Genomic DNA, 22,634 nt, shown 5'->3' on the forward strand with positions numbered 1-22,634 from the left:
ATTCGTGACGGGTGCCCGGTTAGTTCGTCGGTGCGGGGGCAGTGGCCGCTTCCGCCGGGGCGAGCGCGAAACGCCTCGGCTTGTCCTGGGTCTTCACGGCGGTGCCGTCGGCGACCAGCTTGTCCAGCGCGTTGCTGACCGCGCCCGACGATTTCCCGCCCAGGGCGTTGGCGATCGCGGTGGGACCGCACTGATCGCCGGGGTGGTCGCGCAGGTAGTCCTCGACCATCCCGCGCAACGCGCCGGGTGCCAGCCGCGCGGCCTTGTCGTCCCCGCCGCCTTCCGTCGCCGGGTCGGCGGTGGTCGCCGCGCCGCCGTCGGGGGGCGTGGTCGCCTCAGCGACGGGTTCGGCCTGCGCCGGGTCGCTCGCCTCGGTGTCGGCGGTGTCCTGGGCGTCATCGGCAGCGGCGTCCGTCGGCTCGGGGCTCGCTGGTTCGGTCGGTGCACCGTCGGCGGCCGGGGCCGTGTCGGTGTCGTCCGGGGCGGCCGGGCTGTCCGGGGCTGCCTGCGCGGTATCCGCCGAGTCGGCGTCACCCCGGTCGGCGACCGGGGTGTCGTCAAGGTTGGTGATCGCCCACAGGTCGGCGGCGCGCCTCCCGCCGTCGGCGATCCCGGCGGTGCGGGTGACGCTGCCGTCGCCCGCCCACTTGACGAGGATCTTCTGGGCGGTCGATTTCCCGATCTTCGCGGCGGCGGACAGGTCGGCGGCGGTGCTGTTCGGGTTGGCGTGCAACGCCGCCCACAGCTTGTCTTCGGTGTCGGTGCGGGCCTTCGCGGTGGTCGGGTCGGGCACCGACCGCAGGGTCCGGGCGGAACCGGTCGTGGTGGCCGTGGTGGTGCGGGTTTTGCGGGTGCGGGTCTTGCTGGACATGACGTCCCTCGATTCATTGGTTCGTGATCGGTGGTGGTCATGCCCCGGCCGGAGCGGGTGTGGCCCCCGGTGCGCTGCCGGTGTTTTCGGGTCACACACATATGGACGCTTCCTTCGGCGTGAAAAGCAAGCAGGTTCGGCAAACAAGACGCTTGTCTCGTGTAGACAGTGCCGTGGTTCTGGGAATCGTTGCGCCACACGGGTCCACTTCACGCCCGTCGCGTACGGGGGCGTTGACAACTCCGCCGCCACGAAGCGTCCATACACGTCGACCAACCCGAAAACCTGAAGGGGCGTAACCGATGTGACACCGGGCGGTGTCGGCTGGGCCGGGCGTTTGTGACCGCTGTCCGCGCCGTAGGCGACCGCACGGCAACGACGTGACCGGAATACCCGGCTCGGCGCGCAGCCCGTGTCACGTCCCATCGGAGAGCTTCGTCATTGACCGCAAAGGAAACACAAGCCATGTCCATTGTGGTAACCGCGCGCGATGTCCCTGAAGTCAGGGCGCGCATGGCGTCGTGGGCACGCGATCCGGGTACCGACGGCGCGGCGAACTGGTTCACGTTCTGGCTCGGCCCGCACCCCGAACAGGCCACCGAGTCGCGGGTGTTCGACCTCGCCGACGACGTGTCCGCGATCATCAGCGGCACGCTGGCCGCGCAGCTTCCGGCCGCCGAGTTGTTCTACGTGTCCGATGACATGACCGAGCTGGCCGGACACGCCGCGACCACGTTGACCGACTACCGCCTGCACCCCGAGGACTTGCCCGCGCAGGTCGGGGTCATGTTCTACGCGCACCCACCCGTGGCCGGGACCGCCACCGACGACCACAACGGGATAACGGCCGTGTCGTGGGGACCGGGCCGAGGCGGGCTGTGGGTGCACACCTGGGCAACCACAACCCCGGCGTGGACAGACGGGGCGGCCCGGATCGGCCGGGTGCTGGCGTCCCTGCCCCACGACCAGGTCCTCGCCCGCGCGATCCGAGGCTCCCAGCAACCTCCGCTGGACCCCGAATCCGACCCGCCGACGACCGACCAAGCCGCCGACTCCTTCGCCGCCGGGCTGCTGCCGAACCTGCGGCGCGCGCCCATCCCACCCTCCTTTCTCCCGGCGCACGGCTACAACTGGCGCGGCTTGACGCCGATGGAGTTCACCGACATGCAGGGCTGGCCCGGCTACGTGCCCAGCAACGGCGAGGGCATGGACGCCGACGCGAAGATCGCGCTGGAGCGCACCATCCTCGCCACATGGCTGCTGATGGGCCAGACGCTGGTCCATTCCGAGCAGCTGTCCGCGCCCCGCGCGGCGCGCCGCCGCATCGCGCGCGAGGACCCGCACCTGGACGCAAGCGTCCGCTACATCGACCTGCGGCGCGCCCGCACCGAACCCTCCGACCACGCCACCGACGACGACCGTGCGAGCACACGGGAATACCGTCATCGCTGGATAGTTCGCGGGCACTGGCGCAATCAATGGTATCCCTCGCGAAACGATCACCGTCCTATTTGGATTGATCCGCATCTGGCAGGCCCGGAGGACAAACCGTTGCTGGGCGGTGAGCGGGTGAACGTGCTGCGCCGTTGAACAGCCGATCCGATTTTCCTTCCTGCGCGCCACCTCGGGTCCTGGTGACCCGCCACGCGCATGCGCGTGGCGGACTCCCGTGTGACGACGCGTCCGTACACCTCGCCCACCCAGTCATCAACCCTCGAAAAATGAAGGGACGTATCGACATGCCACCCGAACACGACACCCCCGCAACCCCCGACGCCGTCCCCGATACGGCCGTAGCCGCGCGGGAATCCGGGCACCCGACGAACGACACCGACCCGGCCACGGCGGCGGCACACGTCGACGGCGAGGGGGTGCTGCGCGACTGGGAAGGGTTGCCGCCGGAGGCGAGGATCCTCGTCCCGGCCTTCGCCACGCCGATGCGACTGCCGGAGCGGGCGTGGGCGATGCTCGTGCTGGCCGTGGACATTGTCGGCGACACCGACCCAGACCACGCGGGTGAGGTCGAACTGTTCGCCGGGAGTTGGGTGCCCGAGCAGCCCCCGGCGGATGGCCTCTACGACGGCGACCTGGTCGTGCGCCTGACCCACCCGGCCGACCCGGCGTCTGCGCTCCCGCGCGAGGACGCCGCCGATGTCGAGATGCTGCTGGCCTACCAGGGCCGGTGGCAGCGAGTCGGCCAGTGGCGCGGGGTCGATGACCAGTGGCCTCGGGTCGTCGCAGCGACGGCCGCTGCGGTCATGGGTCTGCACAGCGATGCCACCGAGGCGCTGGCTCGCCGCGACGCCACGCCGCCGCCGATGAAACCGATGTTGCGGTGGGCTCGCGGCGGGATCGGCGAACTGCTCGACGCCGGGTTGGTCACGGCGGGCGACGAGCTGGTCTGGAACCGCCGCAACCTCGGTGTCCGGCACACCGCCCGCGTCCGGGCTGATGGCACGCTCGTCCTCGCCGATGGCCGGGTGTACGCCAACCCCTCCGGTGCCACCACCGCCTTGGGCGGCAACCACCAGAACGGCTGGAGCGCGTTTCAACGGACCTCCGACGGGCGCACCCTGGGCGACCTGCGGACCGAGCTACGGGCACGGCACGGACGGTAAGCCGCACACCCCAACGCACCTTGTTCGCGCCGGACCCTGCCGCGCTCACGACGATCTCGCCGCGCGGCGGGGTCCGGCCGCCGCCACGGAAGAGGCTTGATCATGACCCGTTTCGAGTCCACAGTGGATTGTCTTATCCTGTGGGGCGCGTGCGCCGGGATCGGTCCGGGATTCACCCTTGAGGCGGTCGCCGTGCGGCTGGCCGCCGACATCGCCGAGTTGCGCGACAACGGCGGCATCCCCGCCCACGTGTGCACCGTGCTGCCGCAGCAGCGGGTGCTGGAGATCCGGGTCGAGGGGTTGTCGGTCGAGGCCGACCCGGACCGGACCGCCATCCGGGAGGTAACCCAGGCGCTCTTCGAACTCGCCAGCTACCACAACATTGTCGCGCTCGACGCCACCACCCCGCCCCTGTTCACCCAACGCATCCTGCTCGTGGACGACGGCGGCCGAGTGTTCTCCGCCATGATCGGCGCGGGCGTCGGCGACGTGGAACCCGTTACGCCGCAACAGAACCGGACGGACGGGTAGCGCCCGCATAATCGTCCCCCTTATATCTGTAGGGCTCGACCTTCACGGTCTGTCCCACGTCCGGCGCGTCCACCATCGAACCTCCACCAATGTAGAGACCTACGTGGTGGATGTGCGCGGCGGTGCCGTAGAACACGAGATCACCGGGCAGCAGCGGCTGCCCGTCCGGGACACGCGGCCCCGCCCGGAACTGGGCGTCGGCGGTGCGGGGTAAGGTGACTCCGGCCGCGCCGTAGGCGGCCACGGTCAGCCCGGAACAGTCGAACCCGCCATCGGCCGGGCCATTGCCACCCCACAGGTACGGCAATCCCCTTTGCCCACAAGCATAATTTATCGCGGCTACGGCGAGGGCGTTGGTAGCCTGGATGGCGTTGCAGTCGCTGGTGCCGACCGAGGCGGCGGCGTCGGCGTACTTTTTGGCCTGGTCGAGCACCTGCTGCACGTACCAGTCGGCGTGGTTGTAGGCGAAGATCGCCGCGTGCAGGTCGCCGCGGCTGACCCCGTTGTCGCACAAGTAGAAACTCGCGGCGTAGATGGCGTCATGCGGGTCATATCGTGAGGGCGGGCTGGCGCCGCCGGGCGGAAGTTGGTGGCGGGCAAGTACTCCCTCGAAACTGGGCTGCTCGAACTGCATCGGCCCACCGGCCCCGGCGTAGTTCTCCCCGCTCGTCACACCGGGGGCCTGCAGCCGACCGTGGTTGCTCTCGATCTTGCCGATAGCGGCCAGGATCGTCCAGTCCAGCCCTGGGCACACCCCAGCCGCCGCGCGGTAGAGGGCGAGGTAGTCGGCGGGAATGTCGGCCAGCGCGGTCGCTGAGGGCTGGCTGCTGCCGCTGCCGAAGATGGCCGAGATCGCGCCGGACACGCCGGAGGCGATCAGCAGCGGGATGAGCAGGATCGCGCCGATCACGGCGACACCGACTTTGGTCATCATCGCCGGTGCCCCCGGCGGTACCGGGCCAGTTTCCGGACGCAGTGGGCGGTCGTGCCCAGTCCGCGCACCGCGCCCCACCCGGTGGCGGCCACGAGAATCCACCACCACCCGGCCCAGCCCCAGCGGAGGATGCCGAGGACGAGCCACACCGTGACCGACGCCAGCACCGCGGTCGCGAACGCCGCCTCCGGCAGCACCGCCCGCGCCGGGCGCAAGCCCCGAGGCGTGGCCACCCAGCTCGGCATCGCCTCGACCTCGATCTGCCGCAACTCGGCGGCCAGCCGCGGGTAGAAGGTCGCGAAGTCGTGGATATCCATCCCAGGATCACCTCCTGCTGCCGGTGTCTGGCCCGCGCGAGATCCTCGGCGGCTGAGTGGGTGGCATGGGCGCCGGCGCCGGGGCCATCACCAGCGGCGAGTCCGGGGCGAGCCCCGGCTCGCCGCCCGTGTCGGTGGCCGGTGGCGGGACGTGGGGCCAGGCGTCGGGCAGCCGGTGCAGCTCCCGCCGGGCACCGCTCCCGCCACCCGTGGCGCCGGTGGTGCCTGTGGTGTCGAGGGGCAGCCACACCTGGTCGGCCGGGCTGGGGTGTGCGGCCTCGGGGTTGAGCAACTCGGCCGCGGCGGTGGCGACCGGCACCGAGCGCGGGTCGTCGAGCTCGCGCCACGCCTTGTGCAGCAGCCGGCGGGCGGTGGCCTCCCGCCGCGAGGTCGGCAGCCACACCAGCACCGGGGTGGTGATGCCGGTGGCCTCCGCGAGCGCGGCGTAGCCGGCCAGCTTCCCGGCGAGCTTGGCCAGCACCTCGGTGCCGAAGTCGTACTCGAGGAAGAACTCGATCTCGGCGCCGCGGGCGGCCCAGCGGCCGTAGGCGTCGGGTTTGATCAGGTCGCCGAAGTGGCGGGCGCAGCGGGTTTCCGACCACCACGCGCCTAGCACCGTGTGCTCGCCCGGCGCGCTGTTGGTGGCCGTGGCGCGGGCGGTGGCGACGAGGGTGGCGAACCACTCGTTCACGCCGACGGTGTGCGCCAGGCGCAGGGAGTGCGCGACCCCGAACGCGCGGTCGTGCCGGTAACCGAGTTCCTTGACGTCCAGGCCGTCCTCGGCGGCCAGCACCGCCGCCCCGGCGGGGGCGAGGACATAGTGCATCGGCGCGGTGCCGGCGGTGATGAACGGCTGAAACCGGTCCACCACGCCCCACTGGAACAGCTCCCGCAGCCGCATCCGGCCGGACCGAAACGACGGGAAGGCCAAGGCGGTGATCTGGTGGGCGGTGAGCACGCGGTGCTCGTGCAGCATCCGGATGATCCACCGGTCCCGCGGGGTCAGCCGCCACGCCAGCACCGCCTGGTGATCGGCGGTGTTCGCGGCGCGCGGGGTCGGGCGGGTGGCCTTGTGGCCCCGCAGCGCGCGTTGCCTGGTCGGGTTGGTAATCACGGCACAAACCTCCAGAAAATGTTGTGTGGCAAGGACTTCCGCTGGGTGTCGGTCAGCCGTGGCGGCGCGGGTCGGCACTGCGCTGCCGGACACGAGACGACGGCCGCGACTGCGGCTGCCCCGTGGGCGCGGCGGGCCGCTGCGGCGGCCGGAACTGCGACCCGGACGCGGGCGCGGTGGCGCCGGTGGCGCAGCTGCGGGCGGCGCGGCGGGCGATCCCGCGGATCTCGCGGGCGCGGCCGGGGATCGCGCGCGGGAGCGGCTGGGTGCGCATGGTGAACGGCTGCGCCTCCTCCCCGTTCAGCACAAGGCGCACGGCGGCGTGGTAGACGCCGAGATGCGCGAGGTCGTGGTCGGACAGCCGCGGGCTGGTGTGCCGGGACAGCTCGCGGGAGTCCTCCGGGGAGGCGTTGAAGAAGATCTTGCTGCGGGCGTTGGTCGACATGCCCTCCCGCAACTCACGCGGCAACTGGCCCAGGTGCTGGTGGGCCAGGGTCATCGCGACCCGGAACCCCCGCGCCTCGGCCAGCATGTCCTCGATGGGGTAGGGCAAATTGAGGAAGTTGTGACACTCATCGATCACCAGCGACGCGTCGTTGCGTTGCCGTTGCGGGGTTCGGGCGCGGCCGGTGGTGGCCTGCCATGTGCGCGCCACCACCAGCGAACCGACCAGGCGGGTGGTCTCCTCACCCAGACTTCCCTTGGGAATGCGCACCAGGCAGATACCGCCGTCGAGCACACTGGACATGTCCACAGTGGAATGCCCGCCCGCGATGGCGTCCCGCACGAACGGCCGCAACAGGAACGCGCGCAGCTTGTTCATCAACGGCGAGATGACCTGGCTGCGGGACGAGTCGGTGAGTTCCTCGTACCAGGACCAAAACCCGCGCAGCACCGGGTCGGTGACCCCGGCCGTCACCCGCGACCGGAAGGCGGGATCGGCCAGCAGCTTGGGCAGGTCCGCCAGTGTCGCGACCCCCTCCTGGGTGCGCAGGGTCAGGCACGCGGCGCGCATCACGTCGTCGGTCCGCGGCCCCCAGAACGCCGAGTACACCCGCCGGAACACCGAGACGAGGTTGTCGACGGTCAGGTCGGTTTCCCCGCCGTCCAAGGGGTTCAGGCACGGCGGACGACTCTTCGAGTCGGCGTCGAACAGCACGACGCGGTCGCCGGCCGATTTCGGCAGCCGGGACAGGACGTCGGTGACGAGGTCGCCCTTGGGGTCGATCAGCACGATCCCGCGCCCGGCCTCGGCGTCGGCCAGGATCATGTTGCCCAGCAACGTGGACTTGCCGGAGCCGGTGGCGCCGATGACGTGCAGGTGGTGCCGCGCGTCCGGGACGCGCAGCGCGACGGGGCGTTCGTGGCCGGTGTCGGTGACCCCGATCGGCTTCGCCGCCGGGCCGGGGGTGGCGATGCCCGGTGGCGGGGCGATCGCGCGGGCACCGGCGCGCTGGACACCGGGGATCGCCTCGTCGACAGGCAGGTGCGCCAGGGCCGCCAGCTCGCCCACTGAGAGCAGGTCGCCGGCGCCGAGGCGCCGGTCGGCCAGCACCGGGCCGGGGTGGCGGACGCGGCGGCGGGTGTAGTGGTTGTGCTCGGTGTAGGAGGCGAAGCTGGCGGCGAGGGCGTGTGCCCGGCCGCGGGCGACGTCCCGCGCCGTGCGCACCTCGGCCTCCGTCGCGCGCTCCGGGAGGAGGGTGGCGACGGCGTAGCGGATGACCGTCTCGTATTGGGAGCCGCGCTGCTTGCCCACGATGGCGCGGTTCTGCGCCGCGTACTCCAGCGAGGTCTGCGGATCGCTGTGCAACGCACCGGACTTCGTGGTGTGCCGGGCCGGTCCGGTCTTCACGCCGGGGGTGACCAGATCCAGCAGGCGACCGACCAGCCGGGTGGAGCCGCCGGTGTGCACCCGCCGCGCGGACCGGCGCGCGCGAGCGACGCGGCGGCCGGTGACCGGGCGGGCCAGGATCTGCACGCAGGCGTACTCGTCCCGCCCCAGCCCGACCGGGGCGCCAATGAGGGCGCGGATCGGGTCGGCGTCGAAGTCGGTGCGGATCGGCAGCGCCTCGGAGCGGGCGAGGCGGAGTTCACCGCCGATGACCAGCCGCCGCTGCCCGTCTCCGGGCGCGGGTAGGGGTGGGTCGGCGGGGCCGACGTGGGTGTGCGCGCCGGGCCAGGCCGCCTCGATCGCGCGTTCGACCAGGCCGGGTGGGATCACACCGGGCACCCACAGCCGGATGCCGACCCCGGTCTCGGAGAACACGTACTCGCACGCCACGTGCGGTTGCCCGGTGAAGGCCCGCCGCCAGGCCGGGCGCAACAGCCCGACGAGGTTGGACCACAACGCCTGCCCGCCCGCGGGATCGACCTGGGGTGGGGCGAGCACGGTGACTTGGCGGGCGTCGGCGACCAACCTGGCGTGGCAGCGGCGCACCCACCGGCGCCGGCCGAGCACGAACCCGGCGAGGCCGACCGCGAGCACCGGGGCGACGATCGGTCCCCACGTGATCGCCCAGTCCCGCAGATGCGCCAGGAGCGTGAGCAGTGCGCCGCCGGGGTCGCGCAGGTAGTCGCCGAGCCACCCCCCGGTCAGCCCGGTGCGGGCGAGTCCGGTGGTGGCCGGCGGGGTGGGCAGCTCGGGGTGAATGAGGGCAGCAGGTATCCAGGCACGCATTGCGGGTCCTTCCCCAAAAGGCTGCGAAGAATGGTCAGACGGAAACGGGATGGCGGCTGTTAGGCGGCATCGAGTTCGATGTCGTCGTCGGGGCCGGCCGAACCGAATTCATCGGTCTCGGCCGTGTACGCCTGCTGGTCGGCGGTGTCGTCAGCCCAGCCCAGATCGACATAGGACTGTTCGGTGTCGCCGGTGTCCGCGTTGTCCTCGTATCCGGCGAGTTCGGCCGGATTGCTGGTGACGAGGTAATGCTCGGTCGGTGAGGCAATACTCTGGAACGCGACCCGCTGGGTTCCCGCCGACAGCAATCCCTGGCCCCGGTCCGCCGAGAGCAGGAATTGACGTTCCCCGGCCGACAGATCGAAGGTCCGGGTGATCTCGTCGATGGCCTGGGACGCCTGCCGCAGCAGGATCTGGGTCGCGGCGTTGGCCACCACGGCTTTGCCGAGGTCGTTGCCGAGCACGTCGGCGGTGTCCTGCGTGGCGACGGTCAGGCCCGCCCAGTGCTTGCGGGAGGCTTTGGCCATGCGGAACAGGAACTCCGCGCCCGATTTCTCTTTCATTAGCAGCCATGCCTCGTCCACGACCACCAGGCGGGGGCGGCGGATCGCGGGGTTGGACACCCGCCGCCACACGGCATCCAGGGTGAGCAGGGTGCCGATGCCTTTCAGCTCGTCGGGCAGGTCCCGCAGGCTGAACACCACCAAGTGGCCTTCGGGATTGGTGGTGGTCGCCCCGTCGAACAGTTGCTTGAACGCGCCCTCCACATAGGGATGCAGCCGCGCGGCGAGTTCGGCGGCGGCCCGGTCGCCGGTCTGGCCGGCGGTGGCGAGCTGGTCGCGCAAGGTCCGCAGCGTGGGTGAGGGGCGGGTCCAGGTGCGGGCGTCGGCGGTGATCCCGACCTGCTGGTAGGTGGCGGCGATGCCCCGGTCCAGCGCGGCCCGCTCGGCGGCCTCCAGCTCCCCGCCGACCAGCACGGCGATGACGGTGTGCAGGAACAGGCTGCGCCGGATCAGGGCGTCGCGCGGCGCGGTGCGGCGCCCATCAGGCCGGGTGTGGATCGGCAGATCGAACGGGTTGAGCCGGACGCCTGCGGCGCCGAGGTGGACGTAGGTGCCGCCGACCGCGCTCGCGAGACGGGCGTACTCGTCCTCCGGGTCGACGACCGCGATCTCGATCCCGCGATACAGCGACCGCAGCAGTTCCAGCTTCACCAGATAGGACTTGCCCGCGCCGGAGCTGATGGCGCTCGCCGAGATGGGCCAGTCCTGCTCTCCGAAATGGGCCAGCTGAGGAGTGCAGCGTAGCCGGTGTCAGCGGCGGAGCGGGATCACTCCGTCGGGTGCCGCGACGGGCATCTGCGGGCGTGCGGCTTCGGGTGTGGTGAGCAGCGCGACGATGGTGACCGGGCCGCCGCAGTGCGGGCAGTCCCGCTGGGCCGCGATGTGCGGCAGGGGCACTGCAGGCGCCAGCGGGGGCGCCGCCGGAGGCGGTGTCCCGAAGGACCTGGCGGTGACTGAGACGGGTGTGGTGCGTTCGACCTCCCGTCGGGCGGCTGCGGTGCGTTTGCACTGGCGCGAGCAGTAGAGCCGGGTCTTGGCTTGCCGGCCGGTGGCGACGAACGCTTCCCAGCAGATCGGGCAGGTCTTGCGGGTCGCGTTGTAGTTCGGGTCGTGTGGGTCAGGAGACATGTGCGTTCACCGCCTTGCGCAGCTTGTCCGATGTGGACTGATGTGAGCGGAGTCGATAGGAGGGGCCGTCGATACCGACGACGGTCGCGCGGTGCAGCAGCCGGTCCAGCATCGCTGCGGCGACGGTCGCGTCTCCGAAAGCCGTTGCCCAGTCAGCGATCCCGACGTTTGTCGTCAGGATCGTGCTCGACTTGAGGTAACGCTGGTTGATCACCTGGAACAACGCTGAGGCCCCGTCGCCGGGCAGTGGGAGATAGCCGAGCTCGTCGATCACGAGCAGTTTCGGTCCGGCGAAGAACCGCATGCAGGTGGCCCAGCGTCCTTCGACCGCGGCCTTGTGGCAGCGGGCGGCGAGGTCGGCTGCGGTGGTGAAGTAGACCCGGTTGCCGGCTTCGGCCGTGCCGCGCGCGAGTGCTGTGGCGAGCATGGTCTTTCCGACTCCGGGCGGCCCGACGAACAACACGTTGGAGGCGTCGTCGAGGAACCGCAGCGTCGCCAGGTCGCGGATGAGTTTCTCGTCGACGCCGGGTTGGGCGGCGAAGTCGAAGTCCGCCAGAGTCCAGGGATCCGGGAGGCAGGCGAACCGCAACCGGCCGGCGAGGCGGCGTTCTTCGGTGGCGTTGACCTCGATTTCCAGCAGCCTCTCCAGCGCCGCGGTCATCGACAGGTTCTCCGCGCGGGCCTGGTCGAGGATGCGGGGCAGGGCTTCGGCGGCGTTGTCGAGCTTGAGGTAGGAGAAGTGCGAGCGGAGTTGCTGATAGCGGCGGGCCTCGCTCATCTGTGGCCCTGAACGGNTTCCGGACAAGTGATCAGTCCTCCTTGGACTCATAGGTGGGTGCGCTGCCCAGCTTCGCCGCGGTGGCGGCGTAGGTGGCCAGGTCGATCACGACGTGGGCCGCGGGCCCCGTCGCGGGCAGGCCGCGCAGTCGTGCTGCTTCGGCCAACGCCGCCGCCGACGGCGGCCGGCGCGTCTTGTGGGTGCAGGGCCGATCGGTGCTGAACGCGCCCATCGCGGCGTGTTCGAGCGCGATCACGTGCCCGTCGTCGCGGACGACCCGGCCGGCCCCGTCCGGGGCGCGGTGGTGGACCGCGACCGTCGCGCCGCCCTCGGTGACGATCCGCAGCACGTCCGCGCCGAGCCGGTGACGGACCTGAACCTGCGCGCCGCCCAGCCCGGGCGGGACGGAATAGGAGTTGCCGCGAAAGGAAACCAGCGCCTGCGGCGTGACGATCCGGCCGAGGTCGAACTCGGCCGGGAACGCGACCAGCGGCAGGGCGTGCAGCCGCTCGGCCGCGGCCAGGCCGGCGACCGTGGTGCGCTCACCGTCGAGGACCCGGCGGCGGCTATCGAGCTTGGCCGCGAGACGATCCAGCCCGGCCTGCGCCTCGGCGATCGTGACGTCATCGCCGAGGGTGCGCCACCAGCGTTGCGCGGCCGAGTGGTTGGCCTTCTCGACCACACCCTTGCGGTTCCCGCGCCGCGGCGGACACGTCACCGACCGGACCCCGTAATGCTTCGCGACCTGGGAAAATGCGGGCGTGATCCGGCCTGAGGCGGGGTGGCAGACCGTGGCCATCCGGTCGAAGCGCCAGACCTGGGTCACCCCGCCCAGGCGCCGGACCACCGCGTCGAGGGCCTCGACCAGGTGCGGGAAGTCCTCGGCATCGGCCAGGACGCCGCGCCACTTGCTCGAGTGCGCCAGCGCGCCGACCAGCAGATGTGCCTGCTTCCCGGCGCCCCAGCTCGCCGGTGGGTCCGGCAGCTCGAGCCAGTCCCACTGGGTTTCCTCGCCCGGCGGGTGGGTGATGATCGCGACGTCCCGGCCGCGGGACACCTGGCAAGGCTCGCAGTGCGGGCGCAGCTGATAGCGGCGCAGCGCCCGGGTGAACGTCGAGTAGCCGCCTTGGTAGCCGAGCTCGGTGACCTCGTCCAGCAGCGTCGCCGCCCACAAGTGCGGGTCGTCGGCCAGCCGGGCGCGGCAGTAGCCGAGGAACGGCTCGAACGGGTCCGGCCCCGCTGGCCGTCGCTTGCCCGGCACCACCTCGCCGGCCAGGTAGCGGCGGATCGTCTTGCGGTCGCGTCCGAGATGTCGCGCGATCGCCGAGACCGACCAGCCTTGAGCACGCAGCGCCTGCGCCTCCACGTCTTCCTCCAGAGTGAGCATCCACGCCTCCGGTCACGATCACGGTGATCAACACCGAAACCGTCACCCCGAGGCCGCTGACCAGCGCAAACGACGCGCCGACAGGACACCCCAGCTGGGGAATTTCAGAGAGCAGGACTGGCCCTATTCAGAGAGCACCATCAGAGCGGCCGAGGATGACGGAGTTGTGGTTGTGCATCCCCTCGCCGAACCGATCCCAGTGCACCAACCCCTGGCTACCGACGTTGTAGCCGTAGAGCACCCCCGACGGTGCGGCCACGCTGGTGGGGTCGGCCGCGGGCAGGTCGGGGCTGGTGAACGGGAACGCCGCCGCGAGCGCGCTGGTGTCGAAGGTGCGGCGCATCCCGATCAGATCCAGGCCCATCGGCAGGGTCGAGACCCAGCCCTGCAGCGACCGGTAGGTGGTGTGCTTGGCGTCCAGCAGCAGGCTCGCGGAGAGGGAGCGCAGCGCGGCCACCTCGTCGGCCAGCGCCCGCTCGGTCGGGGCATGGATGGTGAGGTACAGCCCGACGCGGAACAGCTTCCCCTCGCCCCGCGCCACGCGGGAGGACAGGTCGTAGGCGTCTTCGGTGGCGGCTTCGACCTGCGGGTCATACAGGCGGCCGTGCTCGGCAGTGTGCCGCCGACCGGACTCGAGTTTGGCGAGCTGCTTCTTCAACCGGGCGGCGGCGGTGGCCGGGTCGATCGGCTCGACATGCAGCGCGACATCCAACCTGCCGGGGTAGGTCAGCAACGGCGCGAGCCAGCCGGGATGCACCTCACGCGGAAAGCCCGTGACGGCGAAGCTGGACACCCACTCGTTGCCGACCTCCAGGTGCCGGGCACCGACCGACAGCGCATCGGGGGTGAACGCGGCGGCACGGTGACCAGCCCGGCGCGCGGCGGGCCGGGTCGTGGGACGGCGCTGGCCGCGCCGGGCTCGTGCTCGGGTGGTCATCACAACCGCCCCCTCTCCTCGAAGTCGCCCTCGTAGTGGTCGTCGTCCTCGTCGTCCCAGTCGTCGACCTCGCCGTCGTCCGGGTCGTGCTGGTCCTGGCCGAACCCGGCACGGCCGTCGGGCGGCCAGAACGTGCGGTCGTCGGTGAGGTCGTCATCCAGGTCGCCGCCAGCGGTGGTGATGACGTCGTCGGCCCCGGCCAGGGCCGCCGACGGCGGCAGGAGGGTGTCGGGGTTGCACGCCGAGGCGAGCACGGCGGTGGCCTGCCCGGCGTCCAGTGGGGTGATGACGATCCCGGCCGGGGCGAGCAGCTCGATCGCCTCGCCGAGGCGGCGCACAAGCCGCGATTCGGCCGCCCGCCGCGCCCCGGCGCTCGCTTGAGTGGTCTCGTTGCGGGCGCGGCGTGTGCCGCGGGCGAGTGAGGACAGCACCGCGAGCGGGCCGGGTCCGCCGAGCCCGTCGGCCGGCGCGGCGGTCGCGCTCATCGGTTCGCGCAGCATCAGCAGCACCTGGCGGCGCAGCAGGTCGGTCTGCTCGGCGAGCTGCACGAGGTAGTCGGCGTGCTCGAGGGCGGCGGCCTCCAACGCCGGGTGGGGCAGCCCGCCCGCGCGTGCCCGCAACTCGCTGATTTGGCCGGACAGGTCCAGCCGTTCGGTGCGCACCAGCACCTGCACGGGCGCGGTCAGGCTGTGCAGGTACCGGCCGAAGCTCGCGACCAGCGCCTCCTGCTCGGCCGGTGTCCGCAGCGCGAAGTTCACCGTGGAGGCGACCGCGACCACCGCCAGGCCATCGCTGCCCAGGTCGACGACCCCGGTGTCGGTGACCGCCTCGGCGGGCAGCCGCAACGCCGACGGCGAGATCTGCTCGGACACCGGCACCTTGCCCTTGGCGCTCTTGGCCGGCCGGCCTTTGCCGGTGCCCGCCATCCGGCTCGCGCTGGTGGCGTTGGCCTGGGTGGTCAGCCATTCCGGCGCGGGCCGGACGCCCTCGGGGGCGGCGACCCGGTGGCGCGGTCCCATGCGTTGCCGGATCGCGGCGACCAGCAGCCGGTCCAGGCTGATCCCGTCGCGCTGGCCGAGCGCGAGGATCGCCGCGCTCGCGCCGACCGGGATCGCCAGCGCGAGGAACACCGGGATCGGCAGGACCGCGCGGGTGGCGGACCAGGTGGCGTAGAGGACCAGGCCGGTCACCGCGAGGATCCCCAATTGGCGGGCGGTCAACGGGCCGAGGACGCGATCGGCCATGTCGACGTCGGCGGGAATACGCACGGCAGACGACCCGGCCGTGTCTTGGTGGCTCACCGGTGCTCACCTCGCCCCTGGCCTTGCCGTGGTGCTGGAGGCCGGGACGCGGGCGCGGACTGGGTGCGCGCGTCGCGCGGCCGAGAGTCGGCGCGGCGGCGCCGGTTACGGCGCGGCCACGGGATGTGGCCCTCGCGGCGCAGTTCCGCGGTGACCTCGCGTTGGAGTGCGGTGATGTCGGCGTAGGTCAGCCCGTCCGGGCTGTAGTGGGGCGTGCTCACGGCTGTCCTCCTCCGGATACGGGTGGCGGCGGGGTGGGGCGTGGGGGTTTCGGCAGGTCCAGCGGGAGCCGGAGCTGGCTGCCGGGACGCGGGGCCGGCCGGGACGGCGCGGCCGAGGGCGGCGCAGATGACGGCGGTGCAGATGACGGCGGCGATGCGGGCGTGGCGGGGACTCGCTTGATGCCGTCGAAGGGCAGCGGGTACTGCCCGGAACGGGTCGCCCGGTTGCCCTTGTACGGGTCGAACGGCAACTCCAACTGCGTGCCACGTGGCCGTGACGGCGGTGGCGTCACCGGCGGCGAGCTGGCCGGGCGCGGCGTGCGCGTCACGCCCAACGGCAGCGGGTACTGCCCCGAGCGGGTCGCCCGGTTGCCCTTGTACGGGTCGAACGGCAACTCCAACTGCCCTCCGCCACGAGGGCGTCCACGCGGCCGACCGCCCTGGCCGGGTGGCGGCGGAGTGGGCGTGACCCGCTGGACGTCCAGCGGCAGCCGGTACTGGCCGTCGCGTCCGAGGACCGGTTTGTTCTCCGGCCAGTCATCCCCGAGCGGCAGCGCCAGCTGGCGGCCCCGCCCGGCGCGCGGCTTGCCCGCGCTGGGTGCGGGCTTGGGTGTGGCCGCCGGACGGCTGCGGCGCACCCCGGCAAGCGGCAACAGGTACTGGCCGTCTCCGGTGCTGCGGGTGCGGGCGTAGGGGTCGGCCGGTCCACGACCACCACCGCCGTTCCCGCCACCACCGCCGCCGGACGGGCGCGGCCTGCGGCCACCACCGCCGCCTCGGCCACAGAGCAGGCCGAAGGTCTTGTAGGCGATGAAGCCACGCACGATCGACCCGAGCAGCGAGCGGCCACCGCCGCCGCGCAGCGACCCCAGGAACCAGAACGGGATCTTGAACAGGATGTACATCAGCGCGAGCGCGACGAGCAGGTTGACCAGCCCGGAGAGGGTGGGGCCGAACAGGGTGAACCCGCCGGGCGCGAGGAAGACCTTCATCGCGGTGATCAGCGTCAGCGACTGGCCGACCTGGATGGCCAGGCAGCCACCGAACGCCTTCCACCACCAGCGGGCGATGCCCTCGGTCTGCGGGAGCGCGTGGCACATCAGCGCGATCGGCGCCCCCGCGATCAGGATGATCGTCAGTGCGACGCGCACGATGTAGGTGACGAGCAGGACGATCAGCATCCCGGCCAGGAAGATGCCGATGAAGATGATGAAGATCCCGCCGTTGAGCGAACTCAACACGAGGTTCTTCAGGGTGTCGCCGGCCGAGCTGGCGTCCAGCCCGCCGCCCATGACCGCTTGCGCGAGTCCGTTGGCGATCTCGATGGCCTTGGTCGCCACCCACAATGACAGGGCTCCGGCGAGGAACCCGACCACGATCCGGGGCGCGATCTCTTTGATCGAGTGCCGGGTCTGGACGGTCTCGTAGCCCATGACCAGGATCCCGGCGATGAGGATCAGCAGGGCGTAGCTGGCGAGCAGGATCTGCCAGGAGTTGTTCCACAACTCGCCGATGCGCGGCAGCGAGTCCGGGGTCGGCGTGGTCAACAGCGTCTTCGAGAGCAGGTCCAGCAGCGGGTTGAGCGCGGCGGTGACGATGCCGCGGAAGAAGCCGTTGATCGCGTTGGTGATGCAGCCGCCGATGTTGGTGATGCCGCAGTCGGCGTCGCCGTTGCCGCTGTCGCCGGACTGGCCCGTGCCGGGATTGGACGGTGCGGGTGCCGAGGTGGTGGGTTGCGGGATGCAGCCCTCCCCCGTGCATGGGGGAGGGGCGGTGGCGGTGGGCGCGGTGGTGGGGTGGAGGCATTCGTATTGCAGCGAGCCGGGGAAGCAGGTCACCGGTGTGCTCGGCCCGGTCGGCAGCGGCAGCGGTACACCGGTCAGCGGCGGTGTGGTGGTCGGCGCGGGCAGGTGGCAGACCGGCAGCGGCGAGTCCGGCGTGCACGTGTCCACCGGTGGCAGCGGCAGCGGCGGGGTCGGTGCGGGCTGCGCGGCGACCGGACCGCCGGGCGTGGCGGCGGCGTTCACGGCGAGGGTGCCGCCGAGCAGGACGACCAGGCTCACCGCCAGCATCGCCAGCGCGCGGCCTCGCGTCATCCGCGGCAGCCACCCCGTCCACCGGCGGGGCCTGCGGTGCCGGCCGTCGGCGCGGCGGGTGGTGCTCGCGGCCGGGGGCGCGAGCAGTTCCCGGTCGGCGCCGACGGCCTCCGCACGGGCCTGGACGGGCGCATCAGTGTGCAGACTGGCCACGGTCGGAGCGGCCGATGTCGCACGGCGGGTGGGCCTGGTCGGTCCTGGTCGGCGGGCCATGGCTCAGGCCCCCACGATGCCCTGGAGCACGGTGACGACCAGCGGCGCGAGCGCGGCCAGGCCGTAGCCGATCCCGGCGGCCTTGAACGCGGTCTTGGCCTTCTCGATCTCGCCGGGGTCACCGCCGCCCATCACGTAGCGCACCCCGCCGATGGACAGGAAGACGGTCGCGAGGCCCGCCAGAATGCCCATCACCCAGTTGCGGATGTTGGTCAGCACCTGATCGATCGACCCGGCCAGCGCGAGCACCTGCGTGGTCTCCGCGTGCGCCACCGGCATCGACGCGGCGGCGGAGACCACCAGCGCGACGACAGCCAGCTCGCCGATCACCAGGAGCCGCCGCCGGACGGTGCTGCGACGCCCCGCCGACCGGACGGAGGTCGGAGGTGTGGTGGGTGCGTCGGCGCTCGGCCGGGACACACAGGACCGGATCCGATGGGCTGGCCGAGCCGCCGTGAGGTGCGTGGCGGCAGGACGGCGGCGAGGCCGACGGTCGCCGCCGCGGTGGTGCGGTGGGCGGCGAGTGAGGGAACGGGTCAGGCGCATCGCGGCACTCCCGGAGTCGTGCCCGAGGGCCGCCGGGTGGTGCCGGCGGGCCGGGTGGGCGAGGTGGTGTGCGCGGGAGCGGCTGCTTTTCTCCCGCAGCCCTGGACTCCGGATTTCGGGGTCTTTTTCAACACGCGACCCCGAACTTTTTTCGACGACTTTCCCTCGACGACCGTTACCGTGCGTGACGTGTCGGGCTGGCTTGTGGCAGGGCGCGCGGCCCGTCGGGCGGCGGCGCGGGCGGCGGCGACGATGGTCGCCGCGTGGACCGCGCGGACCTCCACATCGCGTTCGCGGCGCTCGCCGGAGTCGTCGTGCGGGGCCTGCTCGGCGAGCCAGGCGGCCAGCTTGTGCTCGGCACGCCGGCGGACTTGTTCGATGGCCTTGTAACTCACGCCGCGGTCCGCGGCGGCCTGGGTGAGCGTGTACTCCGGCTCCAGCCGGGTGGCGCCGATCAGCTCGGCCTGCTCGCCGGTGATGACGCCCTCGGCCACCGCGCGGGCGAGCACGAAATCCTCGTGCCCCCACGGCAGGCTCGGCTCGCTGGAGTGGAAGTCCTCATCCGTCGGTATCGGGCGGTCCAGCGCGTCGCGGATGAAGACGTGACCGGCGCGCAGCGCGGCGCAGCGCAGCCGCCACAGCACCCACGGCCGGGCGAGGTCCATATGCGCCAGCTCGGACAGGAAGCCGGTCAGCACGGCGGCGTGAATGTCGTGATGGTCGTCGGCGTACTTGCGGCACAGCTTGGCGACGATGGGGATCAGCGCGTGCAACGCCAGCCCGACGCAGGCCACCGTCCAGGCGCCGCCCTCATCGCGGGACCGGGTGACCAGGTGCACCCAGGCTGAGTCCACGGTCGCCAGCGCCAGCTGTGGATCGCGCAGCAGGGTAGAAAGCTCATCCAGCGCAATCCGCCGCCGAGGCAGACCGGGGAAGAAGCGGCCATCGATCCAGAGCGGTTCCGGTCCGGTGACCAGCCACCGAAACGCCGTCCGCGCGGAGTCCAGCGGCAGCGATTCACGCTCGAAAGGCGCGTTAGGGAATACACGATTCGCCGGCATAGTCGGCTCCTTTGCGTGGCCGGAGAAACAACGACCAGGCAAGGAAGCCAAATCAAGTCCACCAAAACGCCACCAAACCGCCACCGGAGTGCCACCAAACCGCCACCGATGATCTTGAGTGATCGTTTCCAGCCGCCACAAAGATCATCTTCAACCCGCCAGGCCGCCCGCAGCGGCTCACATCAAGATCATTCACATGATCGTCGGTAATAGCCTCTGAGCTGCTGTAACGATGTTTTGGTGGCGGTTTGGTGGCGTTTTGGTGGCGGGGCACGTGATCCCAACGGCCGACTCGGCACCCGTCGGAGGCCGAGACGGGAGAAACCCGTCGAAGTTTTTCTCTCTTTCTTCGGCGGCGGGCGCCCTGGGGTTCTTCACGCGCGGGCGCGAGCGTCTTTTCCACTCCACCGCACCGTGGGCCGGGGCGAAAAAATATCTGAAGAAAGTTGGGTATGGGCTGTTGAAAAAAGGGCCGGATTTCGGAGTCCAGGAGTGTTCCAGGGCGCCCCGTCCACACGCGGCGCAACACCCGAGGCTCTGCGAGGAACCCCATGCCCCAGTCCGACCACCCGGCGCGCCGGTCCGCACCGCATGCCCCGTTGCGACGCGACGACTCCACCCGCCCGGCGAGCACCCGCTCCAGTACCCGCCGGGGCGTCGAGCGCCGCCCCTATCCGACCGCGTCGACCACCACCAGGGTCAGCCCCGCCAAGCCCGGCTCACCGCGCGCCCGCGCACGGTCACGCGGGTCAAGTTCGACGCCGACCCCGGCGACGGTGTGGACGGCCGGCGCGGCGCCGGTCGACCTCGACGCGACCTGGCCGGCACCGATCGTTGCCAAGATTGTCGGCGCGTTCAGCGAGCCCGGCGGGCGGGTCGCGCTGCTGCCCTGGCCGACCGCGCGGCCGACCCCGAGCAACCGTCCGCAGCTCACGCCGGTCTTCTCCGACGGGGTGCTCGCCCACGCCCCCGGAGCCGAACCGGACAACGCGGTGGCCGACGCGCTCGCCGCCGTCGAGGGCCTGCACCGGACCGCCCGCGTGGTGCGCGTCCCGGTCGACCCGGCTGCCACCGGTCCGGGGTCGCGACCGTTCTGGGCCGACCTTGTCGGCACCCCCGACGGCACACCCGCAACTGTCTCCGAGCTGTCGCGTCCCGACCTGGGCGGCGGGGTGCTCGACGGCGCCGACGCCGCGCCGCCGGACACCGACTTGATCATTACGAGCCTGCGTCCCGAGCACGGCGGCGACCACACCAGCGACCTGGTGGCACTGGCCGCGGCCCGGCTGCTGCGGGTCGGCGGGATCCTCGCCGTGCTCACGCACTGTGACTGGCCGGCGGGCGAGCTGATCGACCCGACCGGCGCGGTCGTGGCCGCCGCGCAGAACGCCGACCTGCTCTACCTCCAGCACATCGTCGCCCTGCACGCGCCGGTGCGCGAGGGCCGGTTCGCCGTCGAATCCCTCACCGCACTCGACACCACAACGGCCGAGGAACAGGTGCGCGCCGCGCATCGCGCGGCCGTGCGCGGGCTGCCCGCGCCGCATCGGCGCATCCACTCCGACGTCCTGGTCTTCGCCCAGCCGCACGAGTACGAGCCCCTGCCCGTGAGCCCGGCCGAGCAGGCGTTCGACACCGGAGTCATCCGATGACTGGCGCGCGGATTCCCCACCCCGACCACACCGGAACCCACCGCCAGAAAGGCACGCCCGTGGCCGACGACCGCGCCCCGCACGCCCTGCCCGACACCCCTGCCCACACCGTGTCCGCTCCTGCGGCGAACGCGGTCGACGGGCCGACCCAGCGCATCCCGCGCACCGTCATCGACACCCTCGACACCGCCACCGACAGCACGGCCGTGGGTGTCACCGACGACGCGGTGCGGGAGCTGGCGGTGTCGGTGTGGACGACCGCGCAGACCGCCCCGGCCGCGCAGCGCAAGAACCGGTACGTGGCCGAGTCGACCGCGCATCCCGCGAAGATGCTGCCGGCGGTCGCCGCCCACGCGATCGCCCACTACACCGACCCCGGCGACTTGGTGCTTGACCCGATGTGCGGGATCGGCACCACGTTGGTCGAAGCCGTGCACGCCGGGCGGCGCGCGGCGGGGATCGAGTACGAGCCGCACTGGGTCGACGTCGCCCGCGCCAACCTCACGCTCGCCCACACCGCCGGCGTGGAACACGACGGGCGGGTGTTCCACGGCGACGCCCGCCAGATCGCCGCGCTCTTGCCGCCGGAGTATCTCGGGCAGGCCGCGCTCGTGGTCACCTCTCCGCCGTACGGGCCGTCCACGCACGGGCAGGTCTCGGTCGCGCCGGGCGCCGGGGTGCAGAAGTACCACCACCTCTACGGCAACACCCTCGACCGCGGGAACCTCGCCAACATCGGGCACCACCGGCTGCTGTCCGGGTTCACCCGCATCCTCGCCGGACTGGTGCCCTACCTGAAACCGGGCGGGCACATCGCCATCACCATCCGCCCCTGGCGCGAGCACGCCGAACTGATCGACCTGCCCTCCCAGATCCTCGCCTGCGGACTGCACGCCGGCCTCATCCCGGTCGAGCGGTGCGTCGCGCTGCTGGCCCGCGCCGCCGAGCACGACCTCGTGCCCAGGGGGTCGTTTTTCCAGCGCGACTTCATCCGCAAACAGCGCGAAGCCGGACTGCCCCTGCACCTCATCAGCCATGAGGACGTCCTGGTGTTCCGCGCGCCGCTGCGCCGGACCGCGAGTTCAGGAATCGCGACGTTCCGCCAGAATTCCCGACGCCACGTCAGCGGCCGGACACGACACGCCGGGAACCCGAGGGGTGGCTCGGGCGCGTCGGAGAGCCGGGCGGCATGAGCACCCGACCACGCCGCACCACACCGCGATCCGGGCGCGGCTCCGCCCCCGCCCTCGCCGCCGTCCCCGCGACGGCGGCGGGGGCGGTGCGGGCGGCCACCCCGGACACGTTGACGGTCGCCGGGAGTCCGGGGCCGGTCATCGGCTCGGTGTGCACCGGCTACGGCGGGCTGGACCTCGGGGTGCTCGCCGCGCTCGGCGGGGGCCGCCTCGCCTGGTGCGCCGACCCGGATCCGCACATCGCCCAGGTCCTCGCCGCACGCATGCCCGGCGTGCCGAACCTCGGCGATGTCCGCGCCATCGACTGGACGCAGGTGGAGCCGGTCGAGGTGCTCACCGCCGGGTTCCCCTGTCAGGACATCTCCGCCGCCGGGCGGCGCGTGGGCATCGAGAAAGGCCAGCGCAGTGGCTTGTGGACCGACATCGTGGGTGGCCTTCGGATACTTCGACCAGCGTTGCTTTCTCTGCACCAAGTCAAGTCTCGAGGCTGCGTGTC

Annotated in this window: 18 protein-coding genes and 3 pseudogenes; 6 read left to right on the forward strand and 15 right to left on the reverse strand. The window is 71.8% G+C overall.

What is annotated here, in order from left to right; genetic code table 11:
- Window positions 1–19: 19 nt before the first annotated feature.
- Window positions 20–871, reverse strand: coding sequence for a MarR family transcriptional regulator (locus AMYBE_RS0132905; protein WP_020663650.1), 852 nt, complete (start codon window positions 869–871; stop codon window positions 20–22).
- 465 nt (window positions 872–1,336) lie between these two features.
- Here AMYBE_RS0132905 and AMYBE_RS43565 point away from each other — a divergent pair, with 465 nt between their 5' ends.
- The 3 genes from AMYBE_RS43565 to AMYBE_RS0132920 all read left to right on the forward strand — a co-directional run bounded on the left by AMYBE_RS43565 (window position 1,337) and on the right by AMYBE_RS0132920 (window position 4,020).
- Window positions 1,337–2,461, forward strand: a complete 1,125-nt coding sequence (locus tag AMYBE_RS43565; RefSeq protein WP_154676375.1) for a hypothetical protein — start codon at window positions 1,337–1,339, stop codon at window positions 2,459–2,461.
- Window positions 2,462–2,592: 131 nt separating this feature from the next.
- Window positions 2,593–3,489, forward strand: a complete 897-nt coding sequence (locus AMYBE_RS0132915; protein ID WP_245573296.1) for a restriction system modified-DNA reader domain-containing protein — start codon at window positions 2,593–2,595, stop codon at window positions 3,487–3,489.
- A 102-nt stretch (window positions 3,490–3,591) separates the two neighbouring features.
- Window positions 3,592–4,020, forward strand: coding sequence for a hypothetical protein (locus AMYBE_RS0132920; RefSeq protein WP_020663653.1), 429 nt, complete (start codon window positions 3,592–3,594; stop codon window positions 4,018–4,020).
- Here AMYBE_RS0132920 and AMYBE_RS0132925 read toward each other — a convergent pair.
- The 14 genes and pseudogenes from AMYBE_RS0132925 to AMYBE_RS0132985 form a co-directional block, all read right to left on the reverse strand.
- Window positions 3,989–4,954, reverse strand: coding sequence for a C40 family peptidase (locus AMYBE_RS0132925; protein ID WP_027928257.1), 966 nt, complete (start codon window positions 4,952–4,954; stop codon window positions 3,989–3,991). The genes AMYBE_RS0132920 and AMYBE_RS0132925 overlap by 32 nt on opposite strands.
- Window positions 4,951–5,271: a hypothetical protein gene (locus tag AMYBE_RS0132930; RefSeq protein WP_020663655.1), complete on the reverse strand. Its 321-nt coding sequence runs from the start codon at window positions 5,269–5,271 to the stop codon at window positions 4,951–4,953. The genes AMYBE_RS0132925 and AMYBE_RS0132930 overlap by 4 nt, the downstream gene beginning before the upstream one ends.
- 7 nt (window positions 5,272–5,278) lie before the next feature.
- Window positions 5,279–6,385 (reverse strand): replication-relaxation family protein, encoded by a 1,107-nt coding sequence (locus AMYBE_RS0132935; protein ID WP_020663656.1) that lies wholly within the window; start codon window positions 6,383–6,385, stop codon window positions 5,279–5,281.
- A gap of 52 nt (window positions 6,386–6,437) precedes the next feature.
- Window positions 6,438–9,062, reverse strand: a complete 2,625-nt coding sequence (locus tag AMYBE_RS0132940) for a DUF8128 domain-containing protein (RefSeq protein ID WP_020663657.1) — start codon at window positions 9,060–9,062, stop codon at window positions 6,438–6,440.
- A 59-nt stretch (window positions 9,063–9,121) separates the two neighbouring features.
- Window positions 9,122–10,300: pseudogene (locus tag AMYBE_RS42820) on the reverse strand (VirB4 family type IV secretion system protein); the annotation flags it as partial.
- Window positions 10,301–10,375: 75 nt separating this feature from the next.
- A complete protein-coding gene (locus AMYBE_RS0132950) occupies window positions 10,376–10,753 on the reverse strand; it encodes a hypothetical protein (RefSeq protein ID WP_020661063.1) in 378 nt (125 codons plus the stop codon).
- The gene (gene istB / locus AMYBE_RS0132955; protein WP_020661064.1) at window positions 10,743–11,531 is read right to left on the reverse strand and encodes an IS21-like element helper ATPase IstB; all 789 of its coding nucleotides are present in this window, start codon (window positions 11,529–11,531) and stop codon (window positions 10,743–10,745) included. Before istB ends, AMYBE_RS0132950 begins: the two co-directional genes overlap by 11 nt.
- 31 nt (window positions 11,532–11,562) lie before the next feature.
- On the reverse strand, window positions 11,563–12,918 hold the full coding sequence (istA, locus tag AMYBE_RS0132960) for an IS21 family transposase (RefSeq protein WP_020661065.1): 1,356 nt from the start codon (window positions 12,916–12,918) through the stop codon (window positions 11,563–11,565).
- A 142-nt stretch (window positions 12,919–13,060) separates the two neighbouring features.
- A pseudogene (locus tag AMYBE_RS42825) lies at window positions 13,061–13,855 on the reverse strand (TraC family protein); the annotation flags it as partial.
- On the reverse strand, window positions 13,855–15,099 hold the full coding sequence (locus tag AMYBE_RS0132970; protein WP_020663660.1) for a PrgI family protein: 1,245 nt from the start codon (window positions 15,097–15,099) through the stop codon (window positions 13,855–13,857). The pseudogene AMYBE_RS42825 and the gene AMYBE_RS0132970, both read right to left, overlap by 1 nt.
- A gap of 53 nt (window positions 15,100–15,152) precedes the next feature.
- Complete coding sequence (locus tag AMYBE_RS45225) at window positions 15,153–15,377, reverse strand: hypothetical protein (protein WP_154676376.1); 225 nt, start codon at window positions 15,375–15,377, stop codon at window positions 15,153–15,155.
- Window positions 15,374–17,626: a TrbL/VirB6 family protein gene (locus tag AMYBE_RS0132975; protein ID WP_020663661.1), complete on the reverse strand. Its 2,253-nt coding sequence runs from the start codon at window positions 17,624–17,626 to the stop codon at window positions 15,374–15,376. Before AMYBE_RS0132975 ends, AMYBE_RS45225 begins: the two co-directional genes overlap by 4 nt.
- Before the next feature lie 63 nt (window positions 17,627–17,689).
- Window positions 17,690–18,019 (reverse strand): pilin, encoded by a 330-nt coding sequence (locus AMYBE_RS0132980; RefSeq protein WP_027928259.1) that lies wholly within the window; start codon window positions 18,017–18,019, stop codon window positions 17,690–17,692.
- 203 nt (window positions 18,020–18,222) lie between these two features.
- Entirely contained in the window at window positions 18,223–19,293 is a 1,071-nt protein-coding gene (locus AMYBE_RS0132985; protein WP_020663663.1) for a hypothetical protein, read from the reverse strand.
- A gap of 551 nt (window positions 19,294–19,844) precedes the next feature.
- Between AMYBE_RS0132985 and AMYBE_RS42830 the strand changes: the two genes are divergently transcribed.
- The 3 genes and pseudogenes from AMYBE_RS42830 to AMYBE_RS44395 form a co-directional block, all read left to right on the forward strand.
- Window positions 19,845–20,945: a hypothetical protein gene (locus AMYBE_RS42830; RefSeq protein ID WP_027928260.1), complete on the forward strand. Its 1,101-nt coding sequence runs from the start codon at window positions 19,845–19,847 to the stop codon at window positions 20,943–20,945.
- Complete coding sequence (locus AMYBE_RS42835; RefSeq protein WP_020663665.1) at window positions 20,942–22,138, forward strand: TRM11 family SAM-dependent methyltransferase; 1,197 nt, start codon at window positions 20,942–20,944, stop codon at window positions 22,136–22,138. Before AMYBE_RS42830 ends, AMYBE_RS42835 begins: the two co-directional genes overlap by 4 nt.
- Window positions 22,135–22,593: pseudogene (locus tag AMYBE_RS44395) on the forward strand (DNA cytosine methyltransferase); the annotation flags it as partial. The gene AMYBE_RS42835 and the pseudogene AMYBE_RS44395, both read left to right, overlap by 4 nt.
- Window positions 22,594–22,634 lie beyond the last annotated feature (41 nt).

This window comes from Amycolatopsis benzoatilytica AK 16/65, from assembly GCF_000383915.1.
GTDB classification, from domain to species: domain Bacteria; phylum Actinomycetota; class Actinomycetes; order Mycobacteriales; family Pseudonocardiaceae; genus Amycolatopsis; species Amycolatopsis benzoatilytica.

Coding starts and splice junctions, on each gene's coding strand:
- istA (WP_020661065.1), bottom strand. CDS start 12,918: ATGCTCACTCTGGAGGAAGACGTGGAGGCGCAGGCGCTGCGTGCTCAA.
- AMYBE_RS0132920 (WP_020663653.1), top strand. CDS start 3,592: ATGACCCGTTTCGAGTCCACAGTGGATTGTCTTATCCTGTGGGGCGCG.
- istB (WP_020661064.1), bottom strand. CDS start 11,531: ATGAGCGAGGCCCGCCGCTATCAGCAACTCCGCTCGCACTTCTCCTAC.
- AMYBE_RS0132915 (WP_245573296.1), top strand. CDS start 2,593: ATGAAGGGACGTATCGACATGCCACCCGAACACGACACCCCCGCAACC.
- AMYBE_RS0132970 (WP_020663660.1), bottom strand. CDS start 15,099: ATGGCCGATCGCGTCCTCGGCCCGTTGACCGCCCGCCAATTGGGGATC.
- AMYBE_RS0132940 (WP_020663657.1), bottom strand. CDS start 9,062: ATGCGTGCCTGGATACCTGCTGCCCTCATTCACCCCGAGCTGCCCACC.
- AMYBE_RS42830 (WP_027928260.1), top strand. CDS start 19,845: ATGCCCCAGTCCGACCACCCGGCGCGCCGGTCCGCACCGCATGCCCCG.
- AMYBE_RS42835 (WP_020663665.1), top strand. CDS start 20,942: ATGACTGGCGCGCGGATTCCCCACCCCGACCACACCGGAACCCACCGC.
- AMYBE_RS0132950 (WP_020661063.1), bottom strand. CDS start 10,753: ATGTCTCCTGACCCACACGACCCGAACTACAACGCGACCCGCAAGACC.
- AMYBE_RS0132905 (WP_020663650.1), bottom strand. CDS start 871: ATGTCCAGCAAGACCCGCACCCGCAAAACCCGCACCACCACGGCCACC.
- AMYBE_RS0132985 (WP_020663663.1), bottom strand. CDS start 19,293: ATGCCGGCGAATCGTGTATTCCCTAACGCGCCTTTCGAGCGTGAATCG.
- AMYBE_RS43565 (WP_154676375.1), top strand. CDS start 1,337: ATGTCCATTGTGGTAACCGCGCGCGATGTCCCTGAAGTCAGGGCGCGC.
- AMYBE_RS0132930 (WP_020663655.1), bottom strand. CDS start 5,271: ATGGATATCCACGACTTCGCGACCTTCTACCCGCGGCTGGCCGCCGAG.
- AMYBE_RS0132925 (WP_027928257.1), bottom strand. CDS start 4,954: ATGATGACCAAAGTCGGTGTCGCCGTGATCGGCGCGATCCTGCTCATC.